This window comes from Streptomyces sp. TP-A0356, from assembly GCF_001417775.1.
Classification (GTDB): Bacteria; Actinomycetota; Actinomycetes; order Streptomycetales; family Streptomycetaceae; genus Streptomyces.
The window spans coordinates 1-26,072 of record NZ_BBZJ01000045.1 but is presented as its reverse complement, the minus strand read 5'-3'; the positions used below and the strand labels follow the sequence as shown (position 1 = coordinate 26,072).

The 26,072-nt window shown below is 69.5% G+C and carries 20 protein-coding genes and 3 pseudogenes; 10 read left to right on the top strand and 13 right to left on the bottom strand.

Annotation, left to right across the window (positions count from 1 at the left end; all coding sequences use genetic code 11):
- The first annotated feature begins 98 nt into the window (after positions 1-98).
- Complete coding sequence (locus ASC56_RS36180; RefSeq protein ID WP_055495850.1) at positions 99-1,340, top strand: PP2C family protein-serine/threonine phosphatase; 1,242 nt, start codon at positions 99-101, stop codon at positions 1,338-1,340.
- Between the two features lie 108 nt (positions 1,341-1,448).
- Here the strand turns inward: ASC56_RS36180 and ASC56_RS36175 are convergent, their stop codons facing one another.
- A complete protein-coding gene (locus ASC56_RS36175) occupies positions 1,449-2,009 on the bottom strand; it encodes a DUF5994 family protein (RefSeq protein WP_055495849.1) in 561 nt (186 codons plus the stop codon).
- Positions 2,010-2,353: 344 nt separating this feature from the next.
- Here ASC56_RS36175 and ASC56_RS36170 point away from each other — a divergent pair, with 344 nt between their 5' ends.
- The 3 genes from ASC56_RS36170 to ASC56_RS36160 all read left to right on the top strand — a co-directional run bounded on the left by ASC56_RS36170 (position 2,354) and on the right by ASC56_RS36160 (position 5,420).
- A complete protein-coding gene (locus ASC56_RS36170) occupies positions 2,354-3,046 on the top strand; it encodes a DUF5994 family protein (RefSeq protein ID WP_055495848.1) in 693 nt (230 codons plus the stop codon).
- Positions 3,047-3,169: 123 nt separating this feature from the next.
- Positions 3,170-4,033 carry a slipin family protein gene (locus ASC56_RS36165; RefSeq protein ID WP_055495847.1) on the top strand — a complete coding sequence of 288 codons (864 nt, stop codon included), beginning with the start codon at positions 3,170-3,172 and terminating at the stop codon, positions 4,031-4,033.
- Between the two features lie 118 nt (positions 4,034-4,151).
- Complete coding sequence (locus ASC56_RS36160; protein ID WP_055495846.1) at positions 4,152-5,420, top strand: ATP-binding protein; 1,269 nt, start codon at positions 4,152-4,154, stop codon at positions 5,418-5,420.
- A 39-nt stretch (positions 5,421-5,459) separates the two neighbouring features.
- On the opposite strand, the gene ASC56_RS36155 is transcribed toward ASC56_RS36160, so the two are convergent.
- The 5 genes from ASC56_RS36155 to ASC56_RS36135 form a co-directional block, all read right to left on the bottom strand.
- Positions 5,460-5,945: a DUF5994 family protein gene (locus ASC56_RS36155; RefSeq protein WP_055495845.1), complete on the bottom strand. Its 486-nt coding sequence runs from the start codon at positions 5,943-5,945 to the stop codon at positions 5,460-5,462.
- A 284-nt stretch (positions 5,946-6,229) separates the two neighbouring features.
- Entirely contained in the window at positions 6,230-6,502 is a 273-nt protein-coding gene (locus tag ASC56_RS36150; RefSeq protein WP_055495844.1) for a hypothetical protein, read from the bottom strand.
- Positions 6,503-6,545: 43 nt separating this feature from the next.
- Positions 6,546-6,758, bottom strand: coding sequence for a hypothetical protein (locus ASC56_RS36145; RefSeq protein WP_055495843.1), 213 nt, complete (start codon positions 6,756-6,758; stop codon positions 6,546-6,548).
- The gene (locus ASC56_RS36140) at positions 6,755-7,303 is read right to left on the bottom strand and encodes a DUF5994 family protein (RefSeq protein WP_063785065.1); all 549 of its coding nucleotides are present in this window, start codon (positions 7,301-7,303) and stop codon (positions 6,755-6,757) included. Before ASC56_RS36140 ends, ASC56_RS36145 begins: the two co-directional genes overlap by 4 nt.
- A gap of 190 nt (positions 7,304-7,493) precedes the next feature.
- On the bottom strand, positions 7,494-8,471 hold the full coding sequence (locus tag ASC56_RS36135; protein ID WP_055495842.1) for a magnesium transporter CorA family protein: 978 nt from the start codon (positions 8,469-8,471) through the stop codon (positions 7,494-7,496).
- A gap of 248 nt (positions 8,472-8,719) precedes the next feature.
- Between ASC56_RS36135 and ASC56_RS36130 the strand changes: the two genes are divergently transcribed.
- Complete coding sequence (locus tag ASC56_RS36130) at positions 8,720-9,772, top strand: acyl-CoA desaturase (protein WP_055495841.1); 1,053 nt, start codon at positions 8,720-8,722, stop codon at positions 9,770-9,772.
- A gap of 431 nt (positions 9,773-10,203) precedes the next feature.
- Here ASC56_RS36130 and ASC56_RS36125 read toward each other — a convergent pair whose 3' ends face one another.
- On the bottom strand, positions 10,204-11,304 hold the full coding sequence (locus ASC56_RS36125) for an IS110 family transposase (RefSeq protein WP_055495840.1): 1,101 nt from the start codon (positions 11,302-11,304) through the stop codon (positions 10,204-10,206).
- A gap of 957 nt (positions 11,305-12,261) precedes the next feature.
- On the opposite strand from ASC56_RS36125, the gene ASC56_RS36120 reads away from it, so the two are divergent.
- The 3 genes and pseudogenes from ASC56_RS36120 to ASC56_RS36110 all read left to right on the top strand — a co-directional run.
- Positions 12,262-13,071, top strand: a complete 810-nt coding sequence (locus ASC56_RS36120) for a hypothetical protein (RefSeq protein ID WP_234377244.1) — start codon at positions 12,262-12,264, stop codon at positions 13,069-13,071.
- Between the two features lie 465 nt (positions 13,072-13,536).
- The gene (locus ASC56_RS36115; protein WP_063785064.1) at positions 13,537-16,914 is read left to right on the top strand and encodes a type ISP restriction/modification enzyme; all 3,378 of its coding nucleotides are present in this window, start codon (positions 13,537-13,539) and stop codon (positions 16,912-16,914) included.
- Between the two features lie 242 nt (positions 16,915-17,156).
- Positions 17,157-17,776 (top strand): annotated as a pseudogene (locus ASC56_RS36110) (helix-turn-helix transcriptional regulator); the annotation flags it as partial.
- Between the two features lie 75 nt (positions 17,777-17,851).
- Here ASC56_RS36110 and ASC56_RS42640 read toward each other — a convergent pair.
- The 3 genes and pseudogenes from ASC56_RS42640 to ASC56_RS36090 form a co-directional block, all read right to left on the bottom strand.
- Positions 17,852-18,697, bottom strand: a pseudogene (locus ASC56_RS42640) (DUF5994 family protein); the annotation flags it as partial.
- On the bottom strand, positions 18,694-19,188 hold the full coding sequence (locus ASC56_RS36095; RefSeq protein ID WP_234377243.1) for a DUF5994 family protein: 495 nt from the start codon (positions 19,186-19,188) through the stop codon (positions 18,694-18,696). The pseudogene ASC56_RS42640 and the gene ASC56_RS36095, both read right to left, overlap by 4 nt.
- 167 nt (positions 19,189-19,355) lie before the next feature.
- Positions 19,356-19,628 (bottom strand): hypothetical protein, encoded by a 273-nt coding sequence (locus ASC56_RS36090; RefSeq protein ID WP_055495838.1) that lies wholly within the window; start codon positions 19,626-19,628, stop codon positions 19,356-19,358.
- 636 nt (positions 19,629-20,264) lie between these two features.
- On the opposite strand from ASC56_RS36090, the gene ASC56_RS36085 reads away from it, so the two are divergent.
- Positions 20,265-20,945 carry a hypothetical protein gene (locus ASC56_RS36085; protein ID WP_055495837.1) on the top strand — a complete coding sequence of 227 codons (681 nt, stop codon included), beginning with the start codon at positions 20,265-20,267 and terminating at the stop codon, positions 20,943-20,945.
- A gap of 31 nt (positions 20,946-20,976) precedes the next feature.
- On the opposite strand, the gene ASC56_RS36080 is transcribed toward ASC56_RS36085, so the two are convergent.
- A complete protein-coding gene (locus ASC56_RS36080; RefSeq protein ID WP_234377242.1) occupies positions 20,977-22,752 on the bottom strand; it encodes a SpoIIE family protein phosphatase in 1,776 nt (591 codons plus the stop codon).
- 687 nt (positions 22,753-23,439) lie between these two features.
- Between ASC56_RS36080 and ASC56_RS36075 the strand changes: the two genes are divergently transcribed.
- Positions 23,440-23,817, top strand: a complete 378-nt coding sequence (locus ASC56_RS36075) for an ANTAR domain-containing protein (protein WP_371330494.1) — start codon at positions 23,440-23,442, stop codon at positions 23,815-23,817.
- 151 nt (positions 23,818-23,968) lie between these two features.
- Here the strand turns inward: ASC56_RS36075 and ASC56_RS36070 are convergent, their stop codons facing one another.
- Positions 23,969-25,282: a PP2C family protein-serine/threonine phosphatase gene (locus tag ASC56_RS36070; protein ID WP_055495856.1), complete on the bottom strand. Its 1,314-nt coding sequence runs from the start codon at positions 25,280-25,282 to the stop codon at positions 23,969-23,971.
- A 312-nt stretch (positions 25,283-25,594) separates the two neighbouring features.
- Positions 25,595-26,001: pseudogene (locus tag ASC56_RS36065) on the bottom strand (SDR family NAD(P)-dependent oxidoreductase); the annotation flags it as partial.
- Positions 26,002-26,072: the final 71 nt, after the last annotated feature.

Genomic DNA, 26,072 nt, shown 5'->3' with positions numbered 1-26,072 from the left:
GAGTTCCCCACCGCGTCGACCGGTGAGTCTCCGTCGGGAGTTCGTATGCACAGCACCTTCGTGAAGATCCGCCAGAACGTCCCCCCCGGGCCACGGCGATGACGGGCGGTGAGGGGCAAGGACCCGCGGAAGGCTCCACCCGGTCGGAGCGCTTCGGGGAGGAGTTTCTGGGAATCCTGCTGGACCAGGGGCACGAGCTGCCGCCGCACCAGCTCGGTCCGCTCGTCGCACGGCAGATCGGCAGGCTCGACGGCCGCGAGACCTCGCTCTTCCTGCAGGACTACGGCCAGGTGTGGCTCGTCCCCCTGCCGGGCGACGGGCTGGCAGCCGGGGAACCGCAGCCGATCGACGGCTCCGATGCCGGTCGTGCCTTCCAGGAGGCGCGTCCCGTCGAGGTGCCGCAGGCCGGCGGTGTACGGGTCTATATGCCCCTGCTGGACGGTGGCGACCAGGTGGGCGTCCTGGCCGTCACCCTGGACCGCCTCCACGACGACGAGCGACGGCTGCTGCGCAGGCTCGCCTCGCTCGTGGCCGACATGCTGGTGACCAAGCACGGTTACACCGATCTGTTCTTCCGGCTGCGCCGCAGAGAACCGATGAGTGTGGCGGCGGAGATCCAGTGGTCGCTGCTGCCACCGCTGGCGATGTCCACGCCCCGGGTCGAGCTGGCCGGGATGCTGGAACCCGCCTACGACGTGGCCGGCGACAGCTTCGACTACGCCCTCAACGGCGATGTCCTGCATGTGGCCATGGTCGACGCGATGGGCCACGGACTGGACGCCGCCACGATGGCCACGGTGGTCATCGGAGCCTACCGGCATGCCCGGCGCATCAGCGTCGGCCTGTCGGAGATCTATACGTTCATGGACCGGGCCGTCGCCGATCAGTTCGGCCCCGACCACTTCGTGACCGCTCAGATGATGCGGCTCAACACGGCAACGGGCAGGCTTCAGTGGGTCAACGCCGGACATCCCGCTCCTCTGTTGATCCGTGGACACCGTGTCGTACGACGGCTGCAGGGCCCGACGACGCTGCCCGTCGGCTTCGGCGGTCACGAGCCCCGGATCAGTGAAGTGGCTCTCATCCCCGGCGACCGGATCCTGTGCTTCACCGACGGACTGATAGAGGAGCGCGATGTCGGCGGTGAGGAATTCAGTGAGGAGCAGCTCATCGGGTGGGTGAACCGCCTTGAGCCCACGGCCCAACAGATCCGGACGGTGGCGCGCTCCCTCTCCCACACGCTGCAACGGGCGCGGGGCGGGATCACGACGGACGATGCGACGCTCCTGCTGATCGAATGGCGCGGGAGCGCCACCGACGACCTCGCCCTCCCGGAGTGAGCCGGCCTCCCACCCCCAGGGAAAGGCCGACGGCACGCAGCCTTTCCCCCACCGCCGATCTCTCACACTCCTGCTGCCGCGGTGGGCACGTGACGGGTGACCGGTCCGTCAGGAGTGCGTGAGGCGGGGTGGGGGGGCGTCGTGTCCGCCTTCGGAGTCCCAGACCGCCTCCCGGAGCGAGTCCGAGTCGGCCGCTGCCTCTGCCGCGGCCCGGAAACGTTCGGCCTCATGGATCAGGCCGGTCGCCGTGAGGCTCCGCGACGGGTCGGTGGCCGTGGCCATGAGCCGGGCTGCGGTGGCCGGGGCTGTCTCCGGTGGGATCACCAGCAGGTCCCAGCGGCCGAAGGTGTGGGACAGCAGCAACAGCTTGTGCGGGTCCTGCCCGGCGTTGGACCAGCCGACGCGCACCATGTGGCCGTGCGCGGGCACTTCACCCGGGATGACCGGCCACAACGTGCGGCTCACCGCTATCCGGGTGATCCGCCCCCACAGCGGGTCGAGACATTCGACGAGCGCCGGGAGCTCCTCAGTCAGGTTGCGCGAACGGGGCCACCAGGCACCGTCGATCAGGGCCGGAGGGGCGCCGGCCCGCGCCAGCGTGAGTCGGAGCGGTGACGAAGAAGGGGCCCGGTCTCCGACTGCGGGTGTGAACGGAATGGTCGCGGTCATGACGCGGACCCAACCCCGGGCCGGTCACGGCCGGCCCGGTTGCCATGAATCGCCGAGAACGACCCGGCGTGGAAGCCGGTGTACGAGATGCTCTCGGTAATCACCAGGATACTCCTCGCCGAGGCCCGGCGGACTGGCGGGGAGTGACGGGCTGAACGGAACAACACACGTCACACAGCCAGGGGAGTGCTGGGCCGGGGCATGCGGGCCGTCGGGCGTGAGACCGGTCCGGGAGCCGGCATACGAAGGGCCCCGGCGCCCTCGGCCCACTGCCGCCGGTATCGACAGCCGTTTCACGGAATGCGGCGGCGTCTCCACAACCGCCCCGGCGCGTGCGGAGTACCGTGGACACCACCGAGGGCATTTCGCACACCGGCTTCCACGCCGGGTCGTCCTCGGCGAGAGACGAAACCCGGGTCGCCGCCGAGGCGGCCCGGAGACGGGTCCGCATCATGTCGGCGACCTTGCATCAACCCCTGCCACACCACGAGCCCGTCGCAGCCCCGGCCGCGCGTCTCGCGCTGAAGACCGACGGCCCGTCGCGCGGCCTCCTGGACGGTGCCTGGTGGCCCCGCTCCCGGGACCTGCTGAGCGAGCTGCCCGCACTGACCGATGTGCTGGACCCTCTGTGGGGCCGCATCACCCGCATCGCCGTCAACCCGAAGTACTGGCCGGTCATCCCGCACGAGGTCCCCGTGGGCGGTCATGTCGTCAAGGTCGGATGGTTCACCCCGGAGATCGACCCGCACAAGCTGCTGCTGCTCTCCTACGGCACCGGCCGCTGGGACCTGCTGGTCATCCCGCCCGAGACCGAGACGGAGTCGGCGGCCCGCCTGATGGCGGCCGCGTCCGACTACGACGGCCCACCGCTGACCGCAAGCGCTCTCATCGCCGCGGACGAGACCCGGCACGCCGTCTCCGCCGCCGACCGGCCACTCGAACCGGACGAGGCAGGGAAGCACGAGGAGGACGGCCCCGCCTCAGCGGCCGTTCCGGCACGGACGGATCGCGCCAGTCGCCTGGTCATCGGCATGTGAGACGGCCGCCACGACCGGTGCCTTCACGGGTTTCGGACCTGCCTCACGAGCCGGCGCAGGCACATGCAGGGGTCTCGACCGGCGAGTCTCCGCCCCACGTGGTCCTCGTTCGAGGAGCAGTACATGCAAGCCCTGATCGTTCTCATCGTCGTGATCGGCCTTCTGGCCGTCCTGGCCCTCGCCCTGTCCGTGAAGGTCGTCAAGCAGTACGAGAAGGGAGTGCTGTTCCGCTTCGGCCGACTCGTCGGAACACGCTCCCCGGGGCTGCGGTTCATCATCCCGTTCGTCGACACCCTGCACCGAGTGTCGCTGCGGGTCGTCACCATGCCGATCCAGTCCCAGGGCATCATCACCCGGGACAACGTGAGCGTGGACGTGTCGGCGGTCGCCTACTTCCGGGTCGTCGACGCCGTGAAGTCGGTCGTCGCCGTGGAGAACGTCGACGCGGCGATCAACCAGATCGCCCAGACCACCCTGCGGAAGGTCGTCGGCCGGCACACGCTCGACGAGACGCTGTCGGAGACGGACCGTATCAACCTGGACATCCGCCAGATCCTCGACGTCACCACCGTCGACTGGGGTGTGCAGGTCACGCTGGTCGAGCTCAAGGACATCCAGCTGCCCGACACCATGAAGCGCGCCATGGCCCGCCAGGCCGAGGCCGAGCGGGAGAAGCGAGCGAAGATCATCAACGCGGAGGGCGAGTCCCTGGCCGCAGCCGCGCTCGGTGACGCCTCGGACACCATGATGGCCCACCCCCTGGCGCTTCAACTGCGCAATCTCCAGAGCCTGGTGGAGATCGGTGTCGACCAGAACACCACCGTCGTCTTCCCGGCCCCCCTCATGAGCACGATCGGCGAGCTCGGCTCCTTCCTCGCCCGGGAAACCGCTGCCGCCGCACCCGCCGCGGCAGCACCCCCGGCCGGCACTGGCCGCACCGACGAGTCCCTCAGCCCGGCCGACAACGCGCCCGGGACCGCGGCGTGACCCGACTACGGCCCGAGCGATCCGTGCCACCAGGGAGGATTCGTGACCGTCGCCTGTCGCGCGCGTCCTCCGGGCACCGGCTGATGATGGGAGTACGGCCGAACACGCGGAGCTGATCATGACGGGTTGGCGGGTCAGGGACTACACCCAGGACGATCTCGAAGCGGTGATCCGTGTCGACATGCAGAGCGGCACGACCGAGGAGCCGCCGCTCTTCCCGCTCTCGGACGCCGTGACGGCCCTCCAGACCCGCCACCCGGCCGTGGTGGCCACGGCCGACGACGTGCTGATCGGCGCCGCGGTGAGCAGGGTGGAGGGCGAACGGGCATGGATCCTGCGCATCTGCATGGCGCCCGGCTGGCGGCAGCGCGGGCTGGGGAGTGCCCTGATCACCGCCCTTGAGCAACGGCTCTTCGCCGCCGGCGTCCGCGCGGTGCACGCCGTCCTTCCCGAGGGCGAGACCGGTGCCACCGCCCTGCGCAACTGCGACTTCGGCGCCCGCCCCGGGCTCGTCTTCTTCGAAAAGCGCGGGCCGGTGACCCCGCAGTCGGCCGGCACGCTGTCCTCGCTCGGAGCGGAGCTGCCGCCAGGGGGACTGTGGCAGAAGGTCGCGGGCATGCAACGGGAGAAGCAGCTCATCGAGCGGCGCCTGGTCCTGCCGCTGGCCCATCCCGAACTGGCCGCCCAGCACGGAGTGGAACCGCCACGGGCGGTGATGCTGTTCGGCCCGCCCGGGACCGGCAAGAGCACGTTCGCGCACGCGATCGCCAGCCGCCTGGGATGGCCCTTCCTCGAACTGTTCCCCGCTCGTCTGGCCGCCGAGTACGGCCTGGCGACCGGGCTGAACCGGCGCTTCGACGAGATCGCCCGGCTCGACCACGTCCTCGTCTTCATCGACGAGGTCGAGGAGGTCGCCGGCGAACGCGGCGGCGCGGACGCGACCGCTGTCGGCGTCGTCAACGAACTGCTCAAGGCGATCGTCCGGTTCCGAAGCCAGGACGGACGGCTGCTCGTCTGTGCCACGAACAACGTGACCACGCTCGACTCCGCGTTCCTGCGGCACGGCCGCTTCGACTACGTGCTGCCGATCGGCCCTCCCGACCACACCGCCAGGACCGCGCTGTGGGAGAGCTACCTGGCCCGAGCGGGCGCACGGGCCGACAGCGCGGTACTCGCGTCCGCCAGCGAGGGGTTCACCCCCGCCGACATCGCCCACGCGGCGCGCACCGTCTCCCAGGCCCAGTTCGAGCGCACCTTCGACACCGGAACCCGGACCACCCCCACCACCGACGCCTACCTGGACACGATCCGCGACACCAAGGCCACGGTCAGCTCCGCGATGGCCCAGGAATTCGCCCAGCAAACGGAAAAGTACGCCCGCATCTAGCGTCCAGGCCGATAGGGGAGTCGATCTGCGACGGACGTGTCAGGCCGGCGCAGGAGGCATGCCGCCGCCCGTATCAATGAGGATCTGTCTGGCCTCGGTGACGTTGTCGGCCCGTACGGCCCTGGCCATCGCGGCGCGTGCCGCATCGGGCGACGTGTCCGGAGGGACCAGCATCAGGGAGAAATGGTCCTGGTCGCCCCGGGTGATGAGGACGGTGTCGTCACCGACCGGGAAGGAGTCGATGTGCACGACCCGGCCGTCGACCATCACCCGGGTCGGCAGTTCGTCCCAGGCGCTGCCGTCCAGACCGACCCGGGTGACAGGTCCGAGGTGCTCGGTCAACGCGGAGATCAGCGAGGGCAGCTCCGCACCGATGTCCCGGGACCGTGGCCACCAGGCACCGTCCAGGATTCCCTCGCGTGCGTGTGTGGTCTCCAGCCTCAGCAGGGCCGTCCCGGGTTTCACCGACCGGTGGACGGCGTCCGGCAGGAGCCTGGGGAGGTCGGGGGTGTCTGAGTCAGCCATGGTGTCCGCCCGTCCGCAGAGAGCAGTGCCATCGCAGAGCATGCGACCGCGATACGGCCCTGCTACCTCACGGTACTCCGCACGACGCTCGCGCGAGCGCTTCGCCGCAGGGCGCGGTTACGGAAACAAGCAACGGCTCCGGCGTATACCCGCCGGAGCCGCCCTTCCAGGTCATTGCACGTGAGCGTGCGCCGACCCGCTTTCCACGTTACGCCAAAGGGATTGATCCGACATGAACAATCCTTGCGGAAGTTCACTTCGGTCCGAGAAACCGACGCGGCTGCTCAGCCACGCCCTTCTTCTTCTGTCTCCATCTGCCGGATCCCCTGATGCGTCAGCGTGATCATCGCGGGCGTGTTGCCCCTCTCCCAGTCCACGACGACCCAGCCTTCACCTGCCAGGTACATACAGGCAGCGGCCATGTCCTGCTCAGGGATACCCAGGTCGGTGCGGAGCTTCGCCCCATCGACGCCCAGGAGGCGATTGCCCTCGGCGGCTTGGTACAGAGCCTGCATGATCCTCTCGCGGTACGTCTTCCGGTCTCGCAATATCGCCATGACGCGCCTTCCTCTACTGCCCACGGTCGGGCCGAAGTCGATGTCATCCGCGGTCGCCGTCGCGGGGGGGGCGCGTCGGAACGGTCGCGTCCACCGCCGACCGACGGTGCCTCCGGGGCCGACGCCCGATCCCCGGCAGAACATCGCTGTAGTGGAAGGCAGCGATCCGTTCGGCGTGCTGGCCGTTGAGCCGGTGGATCAGAGCGACTCCGACGGCGATCAGAAGGAGCAGCGCGGCCGCGGCGATGACCGTCATGGTTCTCTCATCTCCGTCGAACGGCGGGCGAAGGGCCTGCCGATCCGATATGCCGGGGCAGGCACGACGGCCCGACCGGCTCCGCCGTCGGTCTCCCACGCTTCTTCCCTGATCCGGGCGTCGATCCTGTCTGCTGCTTCCTCCAGTGCCGGGGCCTCGATGCCGTCGCCCGCCATGAGCTGCGCGGCTGCCTCCGCACCGGTTTCCGGCGGAATCACCAGGACGTCCCGGCGGCCATTGGCGGAGAAGAAGGTCAGTCTGTGCGGATCCTGCTCCTCGGTGGACCAGCCCACGTGCACTGTACGCCCGGCGATGGACACCCGACACGGGATGACGGGCCAGTGGGCCGGGTTCACCGCGATACCCGTGATGCGACCCCAGAGATCGCCCAGGGCGGCTGTCAAGGGTGGCAGCTCACGGGTCAGGGCACGGGAGCGAGGCCACCACGTGCCGTCCAGCCCGCCCGGCGCGGGTGTCAGGGACAGGCGAGCCGGCAGCGACGGCGCGCGCTTGCCCCATGTCGTACGGTCGATGGTCACGGACATGGTGCGAACCTGCCCCCGGGCTCGTGAGCGGCCCGGCGTTGTCGATCACCGGAAACGGCACCCGCAGCGGAGCCGGTACGCGAAGAACTCCCGGTGCTTTCACACTACTCCGCTCACCGGCCCGAGAAGCCTGGGGTGACCAGGTATTTCCTGCCTTCGGCCTGGTCACCCGCGCCCGGCACTGGGCCGGTCAGAGCCAGTCCTTGCGCTTGAACGTCAGATACAGCACTGCGGACAGGACCACGATGACGGCTGCCGATGTGATGAATCCGGACTGCCGGCCGAAACCGGGGTAGGGAAGATTCTGGCCGTAGTAGCCGGTGATCGCGGTGGGTACGGCGATGATCGCGGCCCAGCTCGTCACCTTCTTCATGATCAGGTTCATGTTGTTGGCCTGGACCGAGAGGTTCGTCTCCATGACCGAGGCCACCAGGTCCCGCAGTGATTCCGTCCACTCGGTGGCACGCAGCACGTGGTCGTAGACGTCCTGGTAGTACGGGGCGAGAGGGTCGTTGATCAGGTGCAGGCCGGGGCGCATGAGGGTGTTGACCACCTCACGCATCGGGAGCACGACGCGGCGCAGCTGGACGAGCGACTTACGCAGTGCGAAAACCCGGCGCTGCACGGCTTCGATCTCACGGCGCCCGGCCGCGAAGAGCAGACCCTCCAGCTCCTCGACGCTGTCGTCCAACTGCTGGACCGCGGCGAAGTGTCCGTCCACGAGATGGTCGAGCAGACCGTGCAGCAGGAATCCGACGCCGTGGCCGGCCAGGTCCGGGCTCTCGTCCCAGCGGGCGACAACGTCCTCGATGTCGAGGCCGTCGTCCTTGCGGACGGTGATCATGGCCTGGCTGGTGAGGAATACGGCGATCTCGCTGTACGTCAGTTGCGCACCGTCCGGGCTGACGGTCACGGCGTAGGCGCTGAGGAACTCGTGGGTGCGATAGCGGTCGAGTTTCGGCCGCTGTCCATGGTGAGCGGCATCCTCCAGAGCCAGTTCGTGGATGCCGAACTCCTGACCGAGCATGGTGAGTTCAGCGGCTCCGGGCCGGTGCAGGTCCAGCCACAGGACCGACGCCGGATCAGCGAGATGCGCAGAGACGTCACTGGCGGGAAAGCCCTCCAGGACCAGAGTGCCGTCGTGATACAGCCGGGTACGCGTCACCATGGCCCGAGGCTAGTGTCTTATACCCCTGTCATGCCGCTTCGCCCCGATTGCCAGCGCGGCAGGTTCATCGACAGCAGCCACCCTCCGTGGGGGCCTTACGTCAAAGCCCGCGACATCCGGAGCTCCGACCGACGAGCATCGGGTGCCGGTCCGAAGGCAGGGATGTGGGTACCCGGCCGCCGCATCGCATCCGGCGTACACCGCACGACCGGATGCGGCCCGTCAGCCGGGAAGGACACTCCGAGACCATGACCACGCATACCCCGCGCCGTCGCCCGCCTCCCCCCGCAGGTGGCAGTGATTTCGCCCGCCTGTCGAAGAAGATCGCCGAGGCCGGCCTGATGAACCGGCGCCCCGGCTACTACACCGTCCGGTCCATCGTCGTGGCCGTCGCCTGCGCCGGGGGCTGGAGCGCGTTCGTCGTCATCGGCGCGGGGTGGTGGACCCTGGCGCTCGCCGCGTTCCTCGCCGTGATGTTCGGGCAGGTGGCTCTGCTCGCCCACGACGTCACGCACCGCCAGGTCTTCCGCCGGCGCCGGCCCAGCGAAACGGCCGGCCGCATCGCCGGGGCCGCGATCGGGATGGGCTACGGATGGTGGCAGGACAAACACACCCGCCACCACGCCAACCCCAACCACGAGGACCTCGACCCCGACATCGCCCCGGACCTGCTGGTGTGGTCCCAGGACCAGGCCCGCGCCGCGACCGGACTGCCGAGGATCATCGGCCGTCGGCAGGCGTTCCTCTTCTTTCCCCTGCTCCTGCTCGAAGGGGTCAACCTTCATGTCTCCAGCGCGCGAGCACTGGGCAATCGCGCCCTGAAGAACCGCGCCCTGGACGGCACGCTGCTCTACGGGCACACCGCCGCCTACCTGACCGCAGTGTTCATCGTCCTCCCGCCCGGCATGGCGATCGCGTTCCTGGCCGTCCACCAGTGCCTGTTCGGCCTGTACCTCGGTTGTCTGTTCGCCCCCAACCACAAGGGCATGCCGATCCTGACCGGCAAGGACCGCCCCGACTTCCTGCGCCGCCAGGTCCTCACCGCACGCAACGTACGCGGCAGTTGGTTCACCGACCTCGCCCTGGGCGGCCTGAACCACCAGATCGAACACCACCTGTTCCCCAGCATGCCCAGCCCGCACCTGCGCAGGGCCCGGCCCATCGTCCGCCGCTACTGCCAGGACTTGGGAGTCGACTATCGGGAAACCGGACTGATCGCCTCCTACCGGCAAGCACTCGCCAGCCTCCACCGAGCAGGAGCGCCACTGCGGCGAGCCCGTATCAGCAGCGCCCGAGCATGACGCACCGGCGCCGGCGGTAGATGATCTCGCCGCCCTGTCTGAACCAGGAGGCAATCCCGTCGAACCGCTTGCATGAGTCCGCAGCTGTAACGCATCCAGATGCCCTTGCCGTACTCCAGCGCCTTGTCCCGGTGCCCGGCTGAAGTGATCCGGTGAGACCCAGCGGCTGGAACAGCCCCGTCGGCTTCCCGGCGCGGCTGCGTCGTCTTACGGCTCCCCTCCCAGATGGGCGCAATCGCAAATCCAGCGTCCCGCGAGCATCGCAGGAGCGCGCACTGTGTGCGGAGCCGAACGCGGTCATGCGCGCAAGCACAGTCGAGATCACGGCGAAGCCCCGCCGGAGCGCTCCGGCGGGGCTTCGTCTCAGGGCTCCGAGCAGAAGCCCCGTCGGGGGATGGTTCCCGGATGGGCTTCACTGCTTCGCACTGCCCCTATAACGGAGGTGACGACTGCACTGGTCTGACCAGGTGGAAGACCTCCCGGGCCGCGTAGCGCTTGAGGCTTCGGACTATCTCGCGCCGGGTCTTGCCCTCCTTGCTGCGGCGCTCGTAGTACTCCTGGGTGCGCGGGTCGACGCGCAGGCGGGTCTGCACGATCCGGTGCAGGGCCGCGTTGGCTTGCCGGTCGCCGCCGCGGTTGAGGCGACGGTACTGCCGACTGCCCGAGGAACGCTCGACGGGGCTGACCCCGCACAGCGCTGCAAACGACGCTTCACTGCCCAGGCGTTCCGGGTTGTCTCCGATCGTGATCAGCAAAGTGACGGCCGTATCCGGACCGATGCCCACCACCGCGAGCAACTGCGGAGCGTGGCGTTCCACCAGCCGGGTCAGGCGGCCTTCCAGGTCCTGGATCTCTTCGCTGAGCTGACTGATGCGCCTGGCCAGCAGGCACAGGGTGATGTGCGTAGCGTGGAGCACCGCCCCTTCGTCGGCCTCGTGGTTCAGGCTGTCGTCGACGAGCCGTGCGCAGGTGCGGAAGAGTTCTGCATTGCCCAGCCCGGCAAGTTCCTCTCTCAGCTGCGGATCCGCACGGATGAGGACGGCCTTGAGCTGGTTGATCGCCTGGGTGCGGGCCTTGACCGCCGAGTCCTTGGCCAGTTTGTACATCCGGGCGATCTCCACTGGCCCGTCGCCAGTCTTGGCCTGGGCGCGCGCCCGTCCGCTCAGCACTGCACGGGCCGCGTTCTCGGCATCGAGCGGGTCGGACTTGCCTCGCCGTCGGCGGTCGGCCCGGTCGAACCGGTTCACATCGAAAACGTCCACGCCCTGGGCCAGCAGGTAGCGGGACAGGGCCGCCCCGAAGGAACCGGTCCCTTCCACTCCGGCCCGGCGCACCGTACCCGACGCCCTGGCCCACCCCAGCAGGTCTCGGTATCCAGCCGCGGTGGCCGGAAACTCGTCGGTGCCGATCACCTCCCCCACCAGGGACAGCACAGCGGCCACATGGGCATCCCGGTGCGTGTCCACTCCCAGGACCACCTCCGCCGCCGGCCGGCGCCGACGAGGACGCGAAGCGGAGGACGTGCCGGTCATGCTCGTTCCCCTTCCAGGCCGACGGCTTGTCCCGTAGCCGGCACCGGGCCGTGCGGACGGTCAGAATCGTGATGACGCCTGTCCGGCAAGCCCCTATCGAGACACGCCCTCAGCCCGCGACCAGCAAACGCACTATCCCCGGGTCGGCGGTCGACACAGTGTGATCAGGACACCCCGGTCAGAGATCTCAGGAGTCAGACCCCCTGCGTAGGAAAGCGCCCACCTACTCTTCTCCGTCTGACTGGCTTGCAGCCACGTCAGCCCGCTCGTCCGAGCGAATTGACTCGAAGCGCCGGTCGCCTACCCCAAGAACTGGCAGCATGCCGCCGTCGTACGACACTCCGAGTCGAAGGCGGGCCATTGGAACGGCGGGTCAATGAGCGGCAGCTCTCGGTGCTGCAGTGGGTGGCAGACGGGTGTCCTGCCGGCGTATGGGAGACCAGTTCCTACAAGACCACCTGTCAGGCACTGCACAACCGGGGCCTGGTGACGGTCTCCCGGAAGGCCGGGCAGTGGAGCGTCGCCCTGACGAGCGCCGGCCGGCACTACCTGGCACACGGCACGTACCCGCCCCGCGGATCACGCCCCCGGAAGACCCAGGCCGCCGCTCCACGACCTCAGTCCACCCGAGCGCAGGAAACGCCGGCCGCCGAGCGGAAGCCACCCCCTCCATCACAGCCTCGCTTCACGTTCACGGAGCAGCTGCTGCAAGAACTCGCGGAGGCCGGCGGCAGAATCGTCAAGAGCGGCAGCGGCCCTGAGCTGGAAAAGTGGCCGTCCCGCGTCGCCGCGGCACGCAGATCCGGAAGGATTCCGGAGACGAAGGAGTTGTACGGGGGTTGGCGCAGCGGCGGGTATGAGATCAAGCTCGTCGACATCCCCGCCTGGCGTCTTGCTGTCCTCGACCCCGTCGCCGTGCCCTCGCGGCTCACTCGGCCACACGCCGTTGTCCGAGCCATGCAGAACGAACGGCAGCCGCTCGGCCTGACCAAGCCCGTCCAAGGACGCGCTCTCCGCCTCATCCAGGCGCTCATCACCGCCGCCGAGGCCGAAGGACACACCTGCGCGGCCGGGCAGACCGGCTTCGCACCCCCGTCTCATCGCCGCCGCAAGGCACATCCTCACTTCACCATCACCGCACAGGGCCAGCCAGTGGGGTTTCTCGTCCTCCAGGAACAGGACCGAGCCGAGCACGTCGCCACCGAGAAGGAACTCGCCGAGGCCAAGAAGCACTCCTGGGTCAGAATCCCCCGCTTCGACTACACCCCGTCCGAACGTCTCCGCTTCATCGTCAGCGGCGGCCAGCCACACCGGGCGAGCGAATGGGCCGACGCTCCCGGCCACCCCCTCGAAGAGCAGCTCGCCGAGATCGCACAGGAGGTCACGCTTCGCGGCGAAGCCGCCGAACGCAGACGCCAGGACGAGGCCGAAGCGGCACGCCAGAAGCGCATCCGCTGGGAAACCGCCATGGAACAAGCCCGCATCCGGTACGCGGAGGCGTACCGCGTCCGGCACCTCGAAGCACAGGAAGCGGCATGGCACCACGCCATCCGACTGACCGAGTACGTGAGCGCGGTACGCACACGAGTCGAGGCCATGCCACCGGGGCAGACCAGAACTGAAGCCGAAGCATGGATCAGCTGGGCAGCCGCCACCGTGGAGCGCCTCGACCCACTGAACACACCGCCCCGACTGCCCGACATCCCCAACCCACGGGCCGACGACCTGAAACCCTTCCTCGGGCACTGGAGCCCCTACGGCCCCTGAGCCGCGATAGCGGGCGCGCACCGACTGGGTGGCACTCAGATGATCATCCGTGATCTCAGACAGCACGGCACGGCCTCGTCGCACCCAATGTCGGATGTCGTCGATCGCGCTGAGCGTCGCTGCACGGCCGAGCTCGCGGGTGGCGGCGTGGTCGATCTCCGTTGAGCAGCAGCGGGGACATACCAGGAGCCGCGCAGCCATGATGGCTTCGTTTGACGCACGCACGCTGCCCCCGCGATCGCCCCAGCCTGCCTGCAAGATCGGCGTACCGTCCACCGATTGCGCGCTCCGCACGTTGACGCACGCCCGGACGCACTCTCGGCTCACGCTCCAACCGATGTCCGTACGCGGGGTTTTGGCGGCTCGTCACCAATCAACCTACATCCACTGGTGTTTGCTGCTTGAGATGTCATGGGCATTCTGTATGGGTCTGATCGTCGGCGTGGGTGCAACCTTGGGGGGCCGATGGCAAGAGGGGACGTCTGGGCGGGAAAGGGCACGACCGGATCGGTAGCGGACCTCGTTGCCCAGTTCGGCGAGGAGGTCAGGGCCAAGCTGCAAGGTCCCGCAGGGGCGGTCAGCAGTAAGGAGGACAGTCTGACCGCGCCGGTGGAGCATCTGCTGCGCGGCATGGCCTCGCGGCAACGCCTCAAGCTCATCGTCCACGGTCAGAGTCGCATCAAGGAACTCGGGATCCGGCCCGACTTCGCCATCGCCTGCGGCGGCAGGACCATAGGGCACGTCGAGCTGAAGCAGCCGGGCTCGGGGGCCGATCCGGAGAAGTGGTCGGTGAAGAGCCACGACCGCAAGCAGTGGGAGAAGATCAAGGCACTCCACAATGTGCTGTACACCGACGGATACCAGTGGGCGGTCTACCGTTTCGGCGTACAGGTCGGCCCGACCGGGATCCTGGTCGGAGACCTTGATTCCGGTAGTCGGCAACTCGTCGTCGCGGACACCGGGTTCGAGCGTGCCCTCACGCATTTCTTCCTGCCAGCGCCCATCGTCCACGACAGCATCAACGAACTGGTCAAGCGCATCGCGGGAATCTGCGCCCTGCTGCGTGACGAGGTCACCGAGCGTCTCACCCGCGAGGAGCACGGGGAGGCTGACGCTGCGTTCTCGATCCTGGCCGACAACTGGAAGGACCTGCTCTTTCCCGATGCTCGCCCGGAGGAGTTCGCGGACCAATACAGTCAGACGCTGACGTTTGCCATGCTCCTGGCTCGCCTTGAGCACATTGATCTGGGCAGGCTCACGCTTCCCGAGGTCGCGATCCAACTGGGCAAGCGGCATTCCTTGATGGGCAAGGCGCTGGCGGTGCTGACGGACGACGCCCTCGACGATCTGCGGGGCATCATCGACCCGCTGATCGACGTCTTATCGGCCGTCGACCCCGAGATGTTCAAGGACGAGACCGGAGACGCCTACCTCCACCTGTACGAGGGCTTTCTGGGCGCCTACGACCCGGAACTGCGACGGCGGACGGGTACGTACTACACGGCTGGCGAGGTCGTCCGCTTCATGGTCGGCTTCACCGACGAGGTGCTGCGTGACCGGCTCGGCCAGGAGGACGGCTACGGAAGCGAGGACGTCACCGTCGTCGATCCGGCCATGGGCACCGGGACCTTCCTCATCAACATCATCGACCACGTCGCCAAGTCCCTGTCACTGAAGTACGGCAGCACGCTCAAGTCCGGGCTTCTCCGGGAGCTCTCGGGCCGGCTGGTCGGGCTGGAGAAACAGACCGGGCCGTACGCCGTCGCCGAACTCCGTGTGCACCACGCCTTCCGGTCCCACGACGCCGACATCACGCGCCGCCCGCCGAGGCTTCTGGTGGCCGACACACTCGACGATCCCGCCGTCGAGCACCACCTGGGCTTCATGTACGAGGCGATCGCCCGCCACCGCCGAATGGCGAACAAGATCAAGGCGGACGAGAAGGTCATGGTGGTCATCGGCAATCCGCCCTACCTGCGAGGTGCGAGACAGTCGGGCGTCGGACGCTGGATCACCGAGGGCAACCCGAACGGCCAGGGCCCGATCCTCGCCCGCTTCCACCCAGAGGACAACGGACGCGTCGGATACGCCCTCGACAACCTCTACGTCTACTTCTGGGCCTGGTCCACCTGGAAGGTCTTCGACCAGCTGACCGCCTCGGGAGCGCCGAAGGCCCCCAGCGGGATCGTCGCCCTCATCACCAACTCCGGATACCTGGACAGCGAGGGATCGGCCGGCATGCGCCACTACCTGCGCGAGGCCGCCGACGAGGGCTGGATCATCGGTCTCTCCCCCGAGGGCGCCTACTCCGACACGCGCACCCGGGTCTTCCAGGATGTCAAGCGGGAGATCTGCATCGCCGTCTTCGTCCGCCACGGCACCCCGGACGCGGGTACACCGGCGCGGGTCTGGCGACTCGACGTCCCCGCGGGCACACGCGAGGAGAAATTCAACTGGCTGGAAGGGCTTGGCCTCGACGGTCATCGCGACGGGACCTCCTGGCAACTATGCCCCACACAGTGGACCGCGCCTTTTCACGTCCCGTCCGACTCCGAGTGGTCGGCCATGCCACCGGTGGACGCCCTGCTGCCCTGGACGAGCTCCGGCAACAAGAACAACCGCAGCTGGCCCGTCTCACCCAGCCGCGACGTCCTGGAGAGCCGGTGGCGCAGACTCGTCCAAGCCCCAGCGGAGGACAAGGCCGCACTGCTGAAAACAACCAGAGACCGCCGTCCGGACAAGCCGGAACCACCACTGCCCGGCCAGCAGGAAAGGAAAAGCCTTGCCGCAGAGAAGGAGACGTTGCCGGTCACTGTTCCCTACGGCCGGATGACCTTCGACAGGCAGTACATCATCGCGGACAGACGAGTGATCGACTTTCCCCGACCGGCCTTGTGGTTCGCCCACAACGACCAGCGTCAGATCTACCTGTCCGAACTCCACACGGAATCAGGCCGTCCGGGGCCGGCGGTGAGTTTCACTGCCCTGCTGCCCGACATGCACCACTTCAAAGGCACCGAAGGCGGCCGCGTCGCCCCTCTCTACCGCCACCCTCACCAGGCTGAACCAAACGTCACCCCTGGCCTGCTGCGTCTCCTCACCAAGACGCACGGCGTAACGGTCACCGCCGAGGACCTCTTCGCGTACATCGCGGGAACAGCCGGCCACAGCGGCTACACCCGCCGCTTCGCCGCAAACCTCGCCGAGCGCGGTGTCCGTATCCCCATAACACGCGACCCGGCTCTATGGGCGGAGCTCGTGGAAGTGGGCCGACGCACGGTGTGGATCCACACGTACGGCCAGCGCTTCGCCTCCCACCACGACAGTTCACCTGGCTCGTCCCCAAGGCTTCCCCCGGAGGAACAACCGGAATGCGTCGTCGTGATCGGAGAGGACGACGGGTTACCTGCGGACATCTCCTACGACGCGTCCACGCGAACCCTCACGGTGGGCACGGGCTGCATACGTCCGGTGGCGCCGGAAGTCTGGGACTATCGGATCGGCGGGGTGCAGGTGATCCGCAAGTGGTTCAGCTTCCGCAAGCGCAAGCCAGACGTGGAACGACAGACCCCGTTGAACGACATCCTGCCCCCGACCTGGCCTGCCCGGTGGACCGTTGATCTGATTGACCTCATCAACGCGCTCGGGCTCCTCGTAGCCCTCGAACCCCGACAGGCCCGGCTGCTGGACGCAGTGACCAGCGGCCCGCTCATCAGCACCGACGACCTACGGGGCGAGGGCATCCTGCCCGTACCTGCCTACGCAACCAAGGAACCGAAACCGCCGCGGAAGTCTCGACGCGCCCCCGGCCCTGGTCAGGAGAGCCTCGACTTCTCGGACTGACACCCGTCCGGCCTGAGTGCCTGACGCCCTCATTTCGCCCTCTCTGCATCGTGGCGTCGCCCGGCGCCCGTCGCCCGGTCTGCCACGTCGTACCTGTGGTGGCGGTGGCCGGGACGCCGTCGCATCTTGCTCATTCACCCTCGCCCGGATCGCGTCGGTGTGGCAGGGCGGGCTCTTCCGGGGTAATGACAGGACCCCCCTCACTCCCGTGCGGCAGGCACTCAGCGGGTGAGACTGGAGACATGCCATCCGAGAGCGCGAACAGCGAGGGAGCCGAGCTGGGCCGCTACCTGCGCGCCCGCCGCACCCAGACCAGCCCCGAACACGTCGGCCTCACCGTCGGCGCCGGCATCCGCCGCACCCCCGGGCTGCGCCGCGAGGAGCTGGCCACCCTCGCCGGCATCAGCATCGACTACTACGTACGCCTCGAGCGCGGCAAGGAGACCCGTCCCAGCCCCACCGCCCTCGACTCCCTTGCCCGCGCCTGCACATGGACGACCAGGAGCACCAGCACCTGCATGAGCTCGCCGCCCGAGCCGCCCGCTACGCCCCCGAACGGGCGTCCGCCCCGAGCCGGACCGTGCGCCCCCACCTGAAGCTGCTGCTCGAATCACTCCGCCCCAACCCGGCGTACGTCATCAGCCGCAGCATGGACCTGCTGGCCTGGAACCCCGGCGGCCTCGCCCTCTACACGGGCCTGGACGACTGGCCCGCCAGACAGCGCAACCTCGCCCGCTACCTGTTCCTCCACCCCGCGGCCCGCGGCCTCTTCACCGACTGGGACCGGCAGATCACCGCATGCGTCGCCCGCCTGCGCGCCATCGCCGGCACCGCACCCGAAGCTCGCGAAGTGACCCCGCTCCGGCGTCAGTCCCACTGCGGACACGAGCGATTCCGCGGCCTGCTCGGTGGCCTCCGGTGGCACGACCAGCAGATCCCGGCGCCCATGGGCGGGGGCCATCAGCACGATGGTGCTCGGCGTGCGCGCCGTGGCGGTCCTGCGCAGCCGGACGACCTGGTTGCAGACGAGCATGCGGCCCGGGACCCCGGCCCACCCTGTGCCGTTCACCAGGACACTGCCGATCTGGCCCCAGGCGCGGGGCAGGCCGGAGAGCAGTGACGGGAGTTCCGCCAGGAGGTCGAAGGTTCGCGGCCACCAGGCCCCATCGATACGGCGTGGCACGGTGCTCTCGGGCGCGAGGTACAGGCGAAGAAGGGGCGGGGCCGGTGGCAGGCGCCGCAGCTGGTCGCTCATGAGGTGTCCTGTCGGGTGGTTCGGCGCGGCATGTGGCCCTCGGCCGGACAGCGCGCCTCGGCGGCGGGCGATGCGCTCGCGGGGAGGCGGGAGTGCGGCGTCGGCCGTTCGTCCCTCCCAGGCGTCCTGTGCGCTCGCGTAGGCGGGGAAGCGCTCGAGCAGGCCGGTGTGGCGGAAGACCAGGTCGGTCATGTGGTTGCCGTACACGATGCGTACCCAGCCGCGCCGGGCGCGGCAGTCGGACCACGCCTCGCACAGCGCAGACAGGATGCTGGAGTCGGAGAAGGTCACCTCGCTCAGGTCCACGATCAGGAAGAGCCGTTCGGGCCGGGCCGCTCGGGCCTCGGTCAGGGCGCGGACCAGTGGGGCCGCTGATTGCGTGTCCAGTTCGCCGTGCGTGCGGACGATGCGGCACTCCTCGAAGAGCGCAGAAGTGTCATTCAGAGTGGGCAACGGCTCACGCGAGGATGGTGGTTGAGGCTGGCCGGTCGTCCCTGCCGCGGGCTCCCAAGGGGGCCCGTGCCTCATTCCGCCTCCCCGGCCGCGCCCACCGGGCGACCCGCATCGGCGAGCGCCAGCATGCTCGCGGCGGTCAGTGGGTTCTCCGGGTCGGCAGCGGCGGCCAGCAGCCGGACGGCTGTTCCGGCGGGCTCCTCGGGCGGGACGACCAGGAGCACCCAGCGTCCCACGGCGCCGCAGTCCAGGGTGATGACGTGCGCGTCGCTTCCGGGTCCGGTCGGTTCCACGGCGATCACCCGGCCTGGGGCCATGACTGTGTGCGGGGCGCCGGGCCACCCGGCGGGGTCCACGGTGACCCGTATAACGGCCCCCGGCTCCGGCTCCAACAAGTCGACGAGCGAGGGAAGTTCAAGCTCCAGCGCGTCGCAGCGCGGCCACCAGGCACCGTCCAGCGGGCCGTGGCTGACGTCCGAGGTGAGGGTCAGGCGGGGCAGGGGCATGCGGTACGTGTGCGCGTCGGCACCGGAGACGCCTTCGGCCGGCGTACTGCTGGGTTCCATGGTCCGGTCCCGTCCCGGGAGCCGTAGGACGACTGCCCGTTTCGTCCCTCGCCGGGAACGGCACCGCCGGAAGCGCTGCGCGAAAAGCTCTCGGTACGGTCAGGCTACACCTGAGCCGAGGAGAAGCGGGCGGGTCAGCCGTCCGGCTCCGTCTTCTCTGCCCTGCCCTATTCCCCTTGTTCTTCCTCCAACTCCTCCATCAGGCAGATGCCCTCATGTGTCAGCGAGACGGCCGCAGGGGTCCGGTGCGAGGTCCAGTCCACGTTGATCAGTCCCTCGTCGGCCAGATAGGCGCAGGCGGCGGAGAGGTCCTCGTCGGGCAGGCCCAGCTCGGCGCGGAGTACCGATCCGCTGACCTCGGGGCGATTGCGTTCGACGGCCCCGTAGAGGGATCGCAGGACCGCCTCCCGGTTGTTCTTGCGTTCGCGGAGTCTTGTCATGGCTGTGGTTCTCCGGGGTCACGGCCGCGGGGGACGGACAGGCCGGCGGATCCTCGTGGCCTCGCGGATCCGGGTCGTACCTCGTCGGCGTGAGCGTGCGCGTGCTCTGTCGGTTTGCTGGTCGCGAGCCGGAGCGTGCGGGTCCCACGGCGTGCGCGGTGTCGAGGGGAGATGGAGCCGGGTTCCTCCTTCGCGACCGGCGGGGTAGCTGCTCCATACGGAGCTCCGGACGGGAGACGGTACGAGACGTACGGACCACGATTGGGGTCACTGCCCGACGGAGGCGGGCGACGGTGTGGGGGCCTGCGTCGCGTTTCCACGGCAGCCCCCTCTGCAGGGTATGCCGGGTACGGGTGGCGGTGCGTCCCCTGACCGGCCGGGCGGCCGGCCGCCTGACATTCGCCCGGCCGAGCCCGGTGACCACGCGAGTCGGACTGTGCCGGAGGACAGCGACCGCACGCGGACGGTCGGCGCCGTTCCCGGTGCCGGCGACCGCCGGGCCGCCGGGGCGGGCCCGGCCGGGAGTACGGTGGACATACCGAGGGCACGCCGCGCACCGCCTCAGGCACCGGTGCCGTTCTCGGGGATCGACGACGCCGGGGCGGCCTTCGTCCGCGCCCGGGGGCAGGGTTGGCAATGACCGCGCAGGTGCTCCCCCCGACGACCCTGGCCCTTCCCGCTCTCCGGCCCGCACGGGGCAGGCCGCGTACCCGCGCACAGGGCACGCCGCAGAGGGGGCGCACGTCCTCGCCGCAGGTCGCAGATCGGATCCATCGGCTGACGCGTGGTCAGGTCGCGGACCGTCTGCAGGAGCTGGGCGACCTGTACGCGGAAACCTCCGGTGGTGACCCGTGGGCGTGGAACCAGGCACGTGGCCCCTTCCTGGGCCATCTCACGGCCGACGCACGACGGCCGGGGTTCTCGCTGCTGATCGCGGAGACCACCGCCCTGACCGGTTACGCCTATGGCTTCCCCGCGGGCGGCTCGGGTCCATGGTGGGCGGGCTTCGACGGGCACGTCCGGGGAGGTCTGCTCCGCCGCGCCGCCTCCGGGCGGCTCTTCGTCGTCTCCGGGATCGTCGTCCCGTCTCGCGTGCGCCGGGAGTACCGGGACCATGTCTGGAACCTCGCCCGGCGCCTGCAGCGGCGACTGCTCGCCGACCACGGCGCCGCGCTCGGCGTCGCACTGGTGGACGTCCGGGACGGCAGGACCGTCGAGACGATGCGGTCCTGGGGCTGGCGGTACGCCGGAGACGACGGCCTTCAGTCCGTGTCACCCGGTCCGTTCCGCATTCTGGCGCTTGCTCCGGGGACGTGAGCAGCCGCTCCCCATCACCGCCTCGGCCCGGTCAGGGCACGGGCAGGCGCAGGGCGAGAAGGGCGACGTCGTCCGTGCTGCCCGGGGGCGTCCGGGCCGCCAGCTGGTCGCACAAGGTGTCCAGAGGTTCGTGGGCGAGGGCGAGAGCGTGGCGACGCAGTCGGCTGAGCCCTCTGGTCAAGTCGCTGCCGGGGACTTCGATCAGGCCGTCGGTGTAGAGCAGGAGCGTGGACCGCGGCGGCAGCGCGTGAGCGGCGCTCGGGCGAGGATCGCCGGCATACGGGTCGGTTCCAAGGATCAGTCCCTGCCCGGCTTCGAGGTACTGCGCGCTCCCGTCGGGGGTCAGCAGCAGGGGCGGCGGGTGCCCCGCACTGGTCCAGTGCAGCGTCCAGGGGCCGCTGTCCGGACCTTCCACCCGGGCGAGGACGAGGGTGGCCATCCGCACGATGGTGATGGCGTGCATGGCGTCGTCGAGGCGGTCCACGACGGCACCGGTCGGCTCGGCATGGTCCCAGGCGAGGGAGCGCAGGATGCCGTGCAGCTGGGCCATGCCGGCCGCGGCGGTCAGATCGTGCCCGACGACGTCGCCGATGACGAGGGCGAGCGTGCCGTCCCTCAGCGCGAAGGCGTCGTACCAGTCACCACCGACCTGGGAGCCGGGCGGAGCGGGCTGGTACCGGGCGGCCAGCTGGAACCGGCCGTGCGCGGGCAGCGGGGGAAGAAGGTTGCGCTGCATGGCTTCGGCGACCGCACGCTGCCGGCCGAACCTGCGCGCGTTGTCGATGACCAGACCGACCCGGCGGCCGATGTCGCCGGCCACGTCGAGATCGCCGGTGTCGAAGGGCCGTGCCGGGTCGGTGCGCACCAGCGTCAGCGCACCGGTGACCTGCCGTCTACTGCCGAGCGGCACCGTGATGGCGGATGCCGCGCCGATCGCTCCGAGGAAGGCGTCGTGCACGCTGGCCAGCGGTGAGTCGGGCGGTGCGTCCAGGTCCACCCGCTTCTGAAGGACGGGAGCGCCTTCGTTCAGTACCTGGACCAGGGGCGAGTGGGTCGCCTCCCCGACCGGGGGCAGATGGCCGCGCCAGTCCTCCTGCCCGGCTGCACGGCCCTCCGGACCGGTCACGGCCACTCGGTGCACCTGACGGGAGCCGACCCGCAGGTCCACCGCGGCCCAGTCGGCGAGGCGGGGGACGAGGACGCGGCTCAACCGGGCGAGGGCCTCGTCCACCTCCAGGGTCTGACCGAGCACGTCGGTGATCTCCGCGACGAGTGTCAGCCGCTCGGCGAGACTCTCCAGAGCGCTCGTACGAGCGGTTCGTTCCGCCTGTTCCACCCGTTCCGACTGCTCGGCGCGTTCCGCTCGTTCCCTGCCGGCACGGCGGTCCGCCGCGGTCTCGACGATCAGCACGACCATGCCCTGGCAGACGCCGGAGACGTCGTCCGCCAGGGGGGTGGCCGACCAGGAGATCGGGACCAGCCGTCCGTCACCACGCAGGCACCTGTCGTCGTCCCCGCGTGCCGCACGCCTCTCGGCCAGTGCCCGCAGCAGCGGGCAGCGCTCCCGCGGGACGAGGCCACCTCCCGGGTCGCGATGGCACAGGTCGTGCAGATCCCGCCCGTACACGGACCCTGCTGCGCGCTGCAGAAGCCGCTCGGCGGCCGGGTTGACAGCGACGATCCGCCCGGCCGGGTCGATCACGGCGAGGGCCGTGCCCAGCTGCTCGACCACCTGCTGCCACAGAGCCGGCTCCCCCGCGGACAGCCGGCGCTCGTGCTCTCCGCCGGACTTCAGGCCCTCCGCCACGTCGCCGCCGTCCTTTCCGCACGGACCCACCGCGGTGGGCGGCCCCCGGGCCGGCGGGTCACAGCGACGTCGGCACCCCGGTGGGTTCCTCTTCGAGTACCCCGCACCCGGGAGTAGGTCGCCGCCCTCGCCCGACCGGCTTCGTCAGCCCGTGGAACGCGAAGCGCTCGACCGCAACCGCGCACGGATGCCCGCCATCGGCAAGGCCATGGGCGTCATCGTCGGTCGCCACCACTGCGATCCTGTCAGCGGCTCCCCCGGCTCGTTGGCTGAACCGGAGGAGCCTGAGTCGAGCCAGCTCCATGGATACGCTGCTGAACGCGGCCCGCCTCCGGGTCCCCCCACCCGAGTCCGCCACACCCGGATGCCCTGCCGCGATGTGCGACAGGCGCTCGATCGTATGGTCGTGAGCCGTGATCCGCTCCCGCAGGATCCCTGCAGTGCATCAGGCACCCGCGACCATCAACGGAGCATCCGCGATCCGAGCGGTACCGATCGTCCGAAGGGCAGGTGCACCACCGCCCTGGCCGAGTTGAACCCTGAGTGAGGTCCACGCCACCGGCCGCTGCGCGCCGTGGAACGGGATGCACGAAGACAGCAACCCGGGGTAATAGTCGAATTGTCGTCCTCGCAATTCCGTACGGCATCGGCGACCCGGGCGGGAGACCCGCGGTCTGGGCTGTGATCATGATGGAGAACTCTCGAAACGGCAGCCTCACGCGACTCAAGGAGCACTCGGTTCCGGTACGGACACCGCTCCTGAACAAGATCAGCGAGTTGCAGACGGAAATCAGCCAGCTGCAGGAAGCCGTCGTCTCCCACACCGTCGTAGACCAAGCGATCGGCGTGGTCATCACCCTCGGTGGCCTGCATCCCGAGCAGGGATTCCAAGTGCTGCGAGAGGTCTCACAGCACACCAACACGAAACTGCGGCAGGTATCCGAACTGATCGTGGACTGGGTGCACGGCGAACAGCTGCCGGACGAAATCCGCACCGCTCTGATCAAGGCACTGCCCAGGGCACGGTCATCTGAACGCAGCACAGCTCTGCCGCCCGCGTTCTGAGCTGGACGGCAGGGCGGGCGGACGAATGGAATGCCAGCTCACTTCCGAACCCGCACGCGACACGACCTCCGCCCGACGTGTCCCCGAACCCACCTGGCCAAAACGTCCCACCCCAGACTTACATCGCGTACGGCGGGCATTCGACGTGGCCTCAGGGCGAGACGCCCTCGTCCGACTGTGGCAGTCGCAGGGCGAGCAGGGCGATGTCGTCGTGGGCCCCTGCCACGAGTGCGTTCATCAGCTCGTCGCTCAGCTCGTCGATGTCCTGGTCGACCAGGGCGGCAGCGTGCTGCCGGAGCCGGGTCATGCCGTGATCCATGGATTCGCCGCGCCGTTCGATCAGACCGTCCGTGTACAACAGCAGGGTGCTGCCCTCGGGCAGGGGCAGGCAGGCACTGGGCCGTTCGGCGTGCGGGTCGACGCCCAGCAGCAGGCCGTGTGCTTCCCAGAGGTAGGTGGTGTCGCCGTCCGCAGTGACCAGCAGGGGTGGTGGATGTCCGGCACTCGCCCACTCCAGCTGGTACGCCCCTCCTTCCTGGCCCTTGAGCAGTGCGTACACGCAGGTGGCGGTGCGGTGGCTGTAGAGGGCGTCGACTGCGAGGTCCAAGCGGCGCAGGATCATGCCGGGGGGCTCCCGGCGGTCGCAGGCGATGCCACGCAGCATGTTCCGGATCTGGCTCATGGTCACGGCGGCATGCAGATCGTGGCCGGTGACGTCGCCGATGATCAGAGTGGTGTCACCGCTTTCCGGCAGGACGAAGCTGTCGTACCAGTCACCGCCGATCTGCGCGGTGGCGAGCGCCGGGGAGTAGCGGGCGGTGACGCGAAGACCCGGTACGACGGGCAGGTCCGGCAGCAGAGAGCGCTGGAGGCGCTCGGCGACGGCCTGGGTCTCGGCGTAGAGCCTGGCGTTGTCGAGAGCCAGCGCGATGCGGTGGGTGAGGTCCTCGACCAGCGCCAGGTCCGCCTCGCCCCATGGCGGGTGTCCCTCGCCCCTGACCAGGGTCAGCGCACCCAGCACTCGCCGGCGTGCCCGCAGGGGTGCCACGATCACGGAGTCTCCCCCGAGTCGGGCGAACGGTTGCATGGTTGCCGTGTGCAGCGGATCGGACGCCTCCTGCGCGGTCGGCAGCCGCCCGGCCGACAACAGCAGGGGGCCACCGCCGCGAAGCACCCGGGACAGCGGCCCTCCTGGCGTCTCCGGCGCCGGCGGCAACGGTCCCGTCAGGCCGGTCAGGGCGGTGTTGGGGTCACGGTGTGAGACACAGACCCGCTCGACGGCGCCGTCCTCGTCCATCAGATCGGCCGCGGCCCAGTCGGCCAGCCCCGGCACCAGCACGCGGCACACCCGCCTGAGCCCCTCGACCGCGTCCAGCGTGCTCGACAGCGCCGCCGCGCTCCGGGTGGCGAACGCCAGCTGGTCGAGCGCCGCTCGCAGCGCCGCGGCCGCGTCATCCTCGTCCATGGCGACCACCTACCCGCCTGAGGGCTCTACGGCCGCTTCCGTCCTGGGAAACCACTCCTCGGGTAGTGCACTGAAGCCGTGCACTACCCGAGGGCCCAGGCAGGTACTTGCCTGGGTCCTACCGGGCCTCGTGGCTTGTCTGTCGGGCACCCTCTGGACGCCTCCCGGCCCCGTTGCAGTTCAGGTCTCGGGCCTGACCGACGTCCAGTCGGCACGGCCACCCGCCCCGAGGACTTCGACATCGGCACCGAGCTCGTCGGTCGATCCCTCCCGTAGTCCGCGCCGGGTGATGCGGCCGACCACGAACGCGAATTGAGGAAGGAAGGCCCTGGCGGTGTTCGCCGCCCCGACCAGGTTGACGTCGACGACGCGTCGCCACAGCTCGGCATCGGTGCGGCTGAAAGGCCCGCCTACAGCGCTGCCGGCGTCGGCCACCACGACACCGGCCGCTCCGAGCCGCTCCTCGACCTGCCGCGCGGCACGGTCGAGCGCGGTCTGATCGGTCACGTCCGCCTCGATGCAGACGGTCATGGTGGCCAGCGACGCCGCCACCTGGGACAGCGTCTCCTTCTCACGACCGAGCAGGGCGATCCGCATGCCCTCCGCGGCCAGGCGCCGCACTCGCCCACGCCGCGCGCCGCCCCCGCGACCACAGCGACCCGGCCCCGCAGTGGGCTGCCTCGCAGGGCGGTAGGCGGGCGGCTGCCGACAGTACGCATGCGAACCTCACCTCTCCCGCTGCCGCGGTCGGCCGCCTCCGCGTACCCGAGACTCACAGACGCCCCTATAA

Bases quoted from the DNA above. Each gene is read 5' to 3' on its own strand.
- ASC56_RS36150 (WP_055495844.1), bottom strand. From the start codon at position 6,502: ATGGCGATATTGCGAGACCGGAAGACGTACCGCGAGAGGATCATGCAG.
- ASC56_RS36180 (WP_055495850.1), top strand. From the start codon at position 99: ATGACGGGCGGTGAGGGGCAAGGACCCGCGGAAGGCTCCACCCGGTCG.
- ASC56_RS36140 (WP_063785065.1), bottom strand. From the start codon at position 7,303: ATGTCCGTGACCATCGACCGTACGACATGGGGCAAGCGCGCGCCGTCG.
- ASC56_RS36175 (WP_055495849.1), bottom strand. From the start codon at position 2,009: ATGACCGCGACCATTCCGTTCACACCCGCAGTCGGAGACCGGGCCCCT.
- ASC56_RS36120 (WP_234377244.1), top strand. From the start codon at position 12,262: ATGCAGAACGAACGGCAGCCGCTCGGCCTGACCAAGCCCGTCCAAGGA.
- ASC56_RS36090 (WP_055495838.1), bottom strand. From the start codon at position 19,628: ATGACAAGACTCCGCGAACGCAAGAACAACCGGGAGGCGGTCCTGCGA.
- ASC56_RS36095 (WP_234377243.1), bottom strand. From the start codon at position 19,188: ATGGAACCCAGCAGTACGCCGGCCGAAGGCGTCTCCGGTGCCGACGCG.
- ASC56_RS36130 (WP_055495841.1), top strand. From the start codon at position 8,720: ATGACCACGCATACCCCGCGCCGTCGCCCGCCTCCCCCCGCAGGTGGC.
- ASC56_RS36125 (WP_055495840.1), bottom strand. From the start codon at position 11,304: ATGACCGGCACGTCCTCCGCTTCGCGTCCTCGTCGGCGCCGGCCGGCG.
- ASC56_RS36075 (WP_371330494.1), top strand. From the start codon at position 23,440: ATGATGGAGAACTCTCGAAACGGCAGCCTCACGCGACTCAAGGAGCAC.
- ASC56_RS36085 (WP_055495837.1), top strand. From the start codon at position 20,265: ATGACCGCGCAGGTGCTCCCCCCGACGACCCTGGCCCTTCCCGCTCTC.
- ASC56_RS36145 (WP_055495843.1), bottom strand. From the start codon at position 6,758: ATGACGGTCATCGCCGCGGCCGCGCTGCTCCTTCTGATCGCCGTCGGA.
- ASC56_RS36165 (WP_055495847.1), top strand. From the start codon at position 3,170: ATGCAAGCCCTGATCGTTCTCATCGTCGTGATCGGCCTTCTGGCCGTC.
- ASC56_RS36115 (WP_063785064.1), top strand. From the start codon at position 13,537: ATGGCAAGAGGGGACGTCTGGGCGGGAAAGGGCACGACCGGATCGGTA.
- ASC56_RS36135 (WP_055495842.1), bottom strand. From the start codon at position 8,471: ATGGTGACGCGTACCCGGCTGTATCACGACGGCACTCTGGTCCTGGAG.
- ASC56_RS36160 (WP_055495846.1), top strand. From the start codon at position 4,152: ATGACGGGTTGGCGGGTCAGGGACTACACCCAGGACGATCTCGAAGCG.
- ASC56_RS36070 (WP_055495856.1), bottom strand. From the start codon at position 25,282: ATGGACGAGGATGACGCGGCCGCGGCGCTGCGAGCGGCGCTCGACCAG.
- ASC56_RS36155 (WP_055495845.1), bottom strand. From the start codon at position 5,945: ATGGCTGACTCAGACACCCCCGACCTCCCCAGGCTCCTGCCGGACGCC.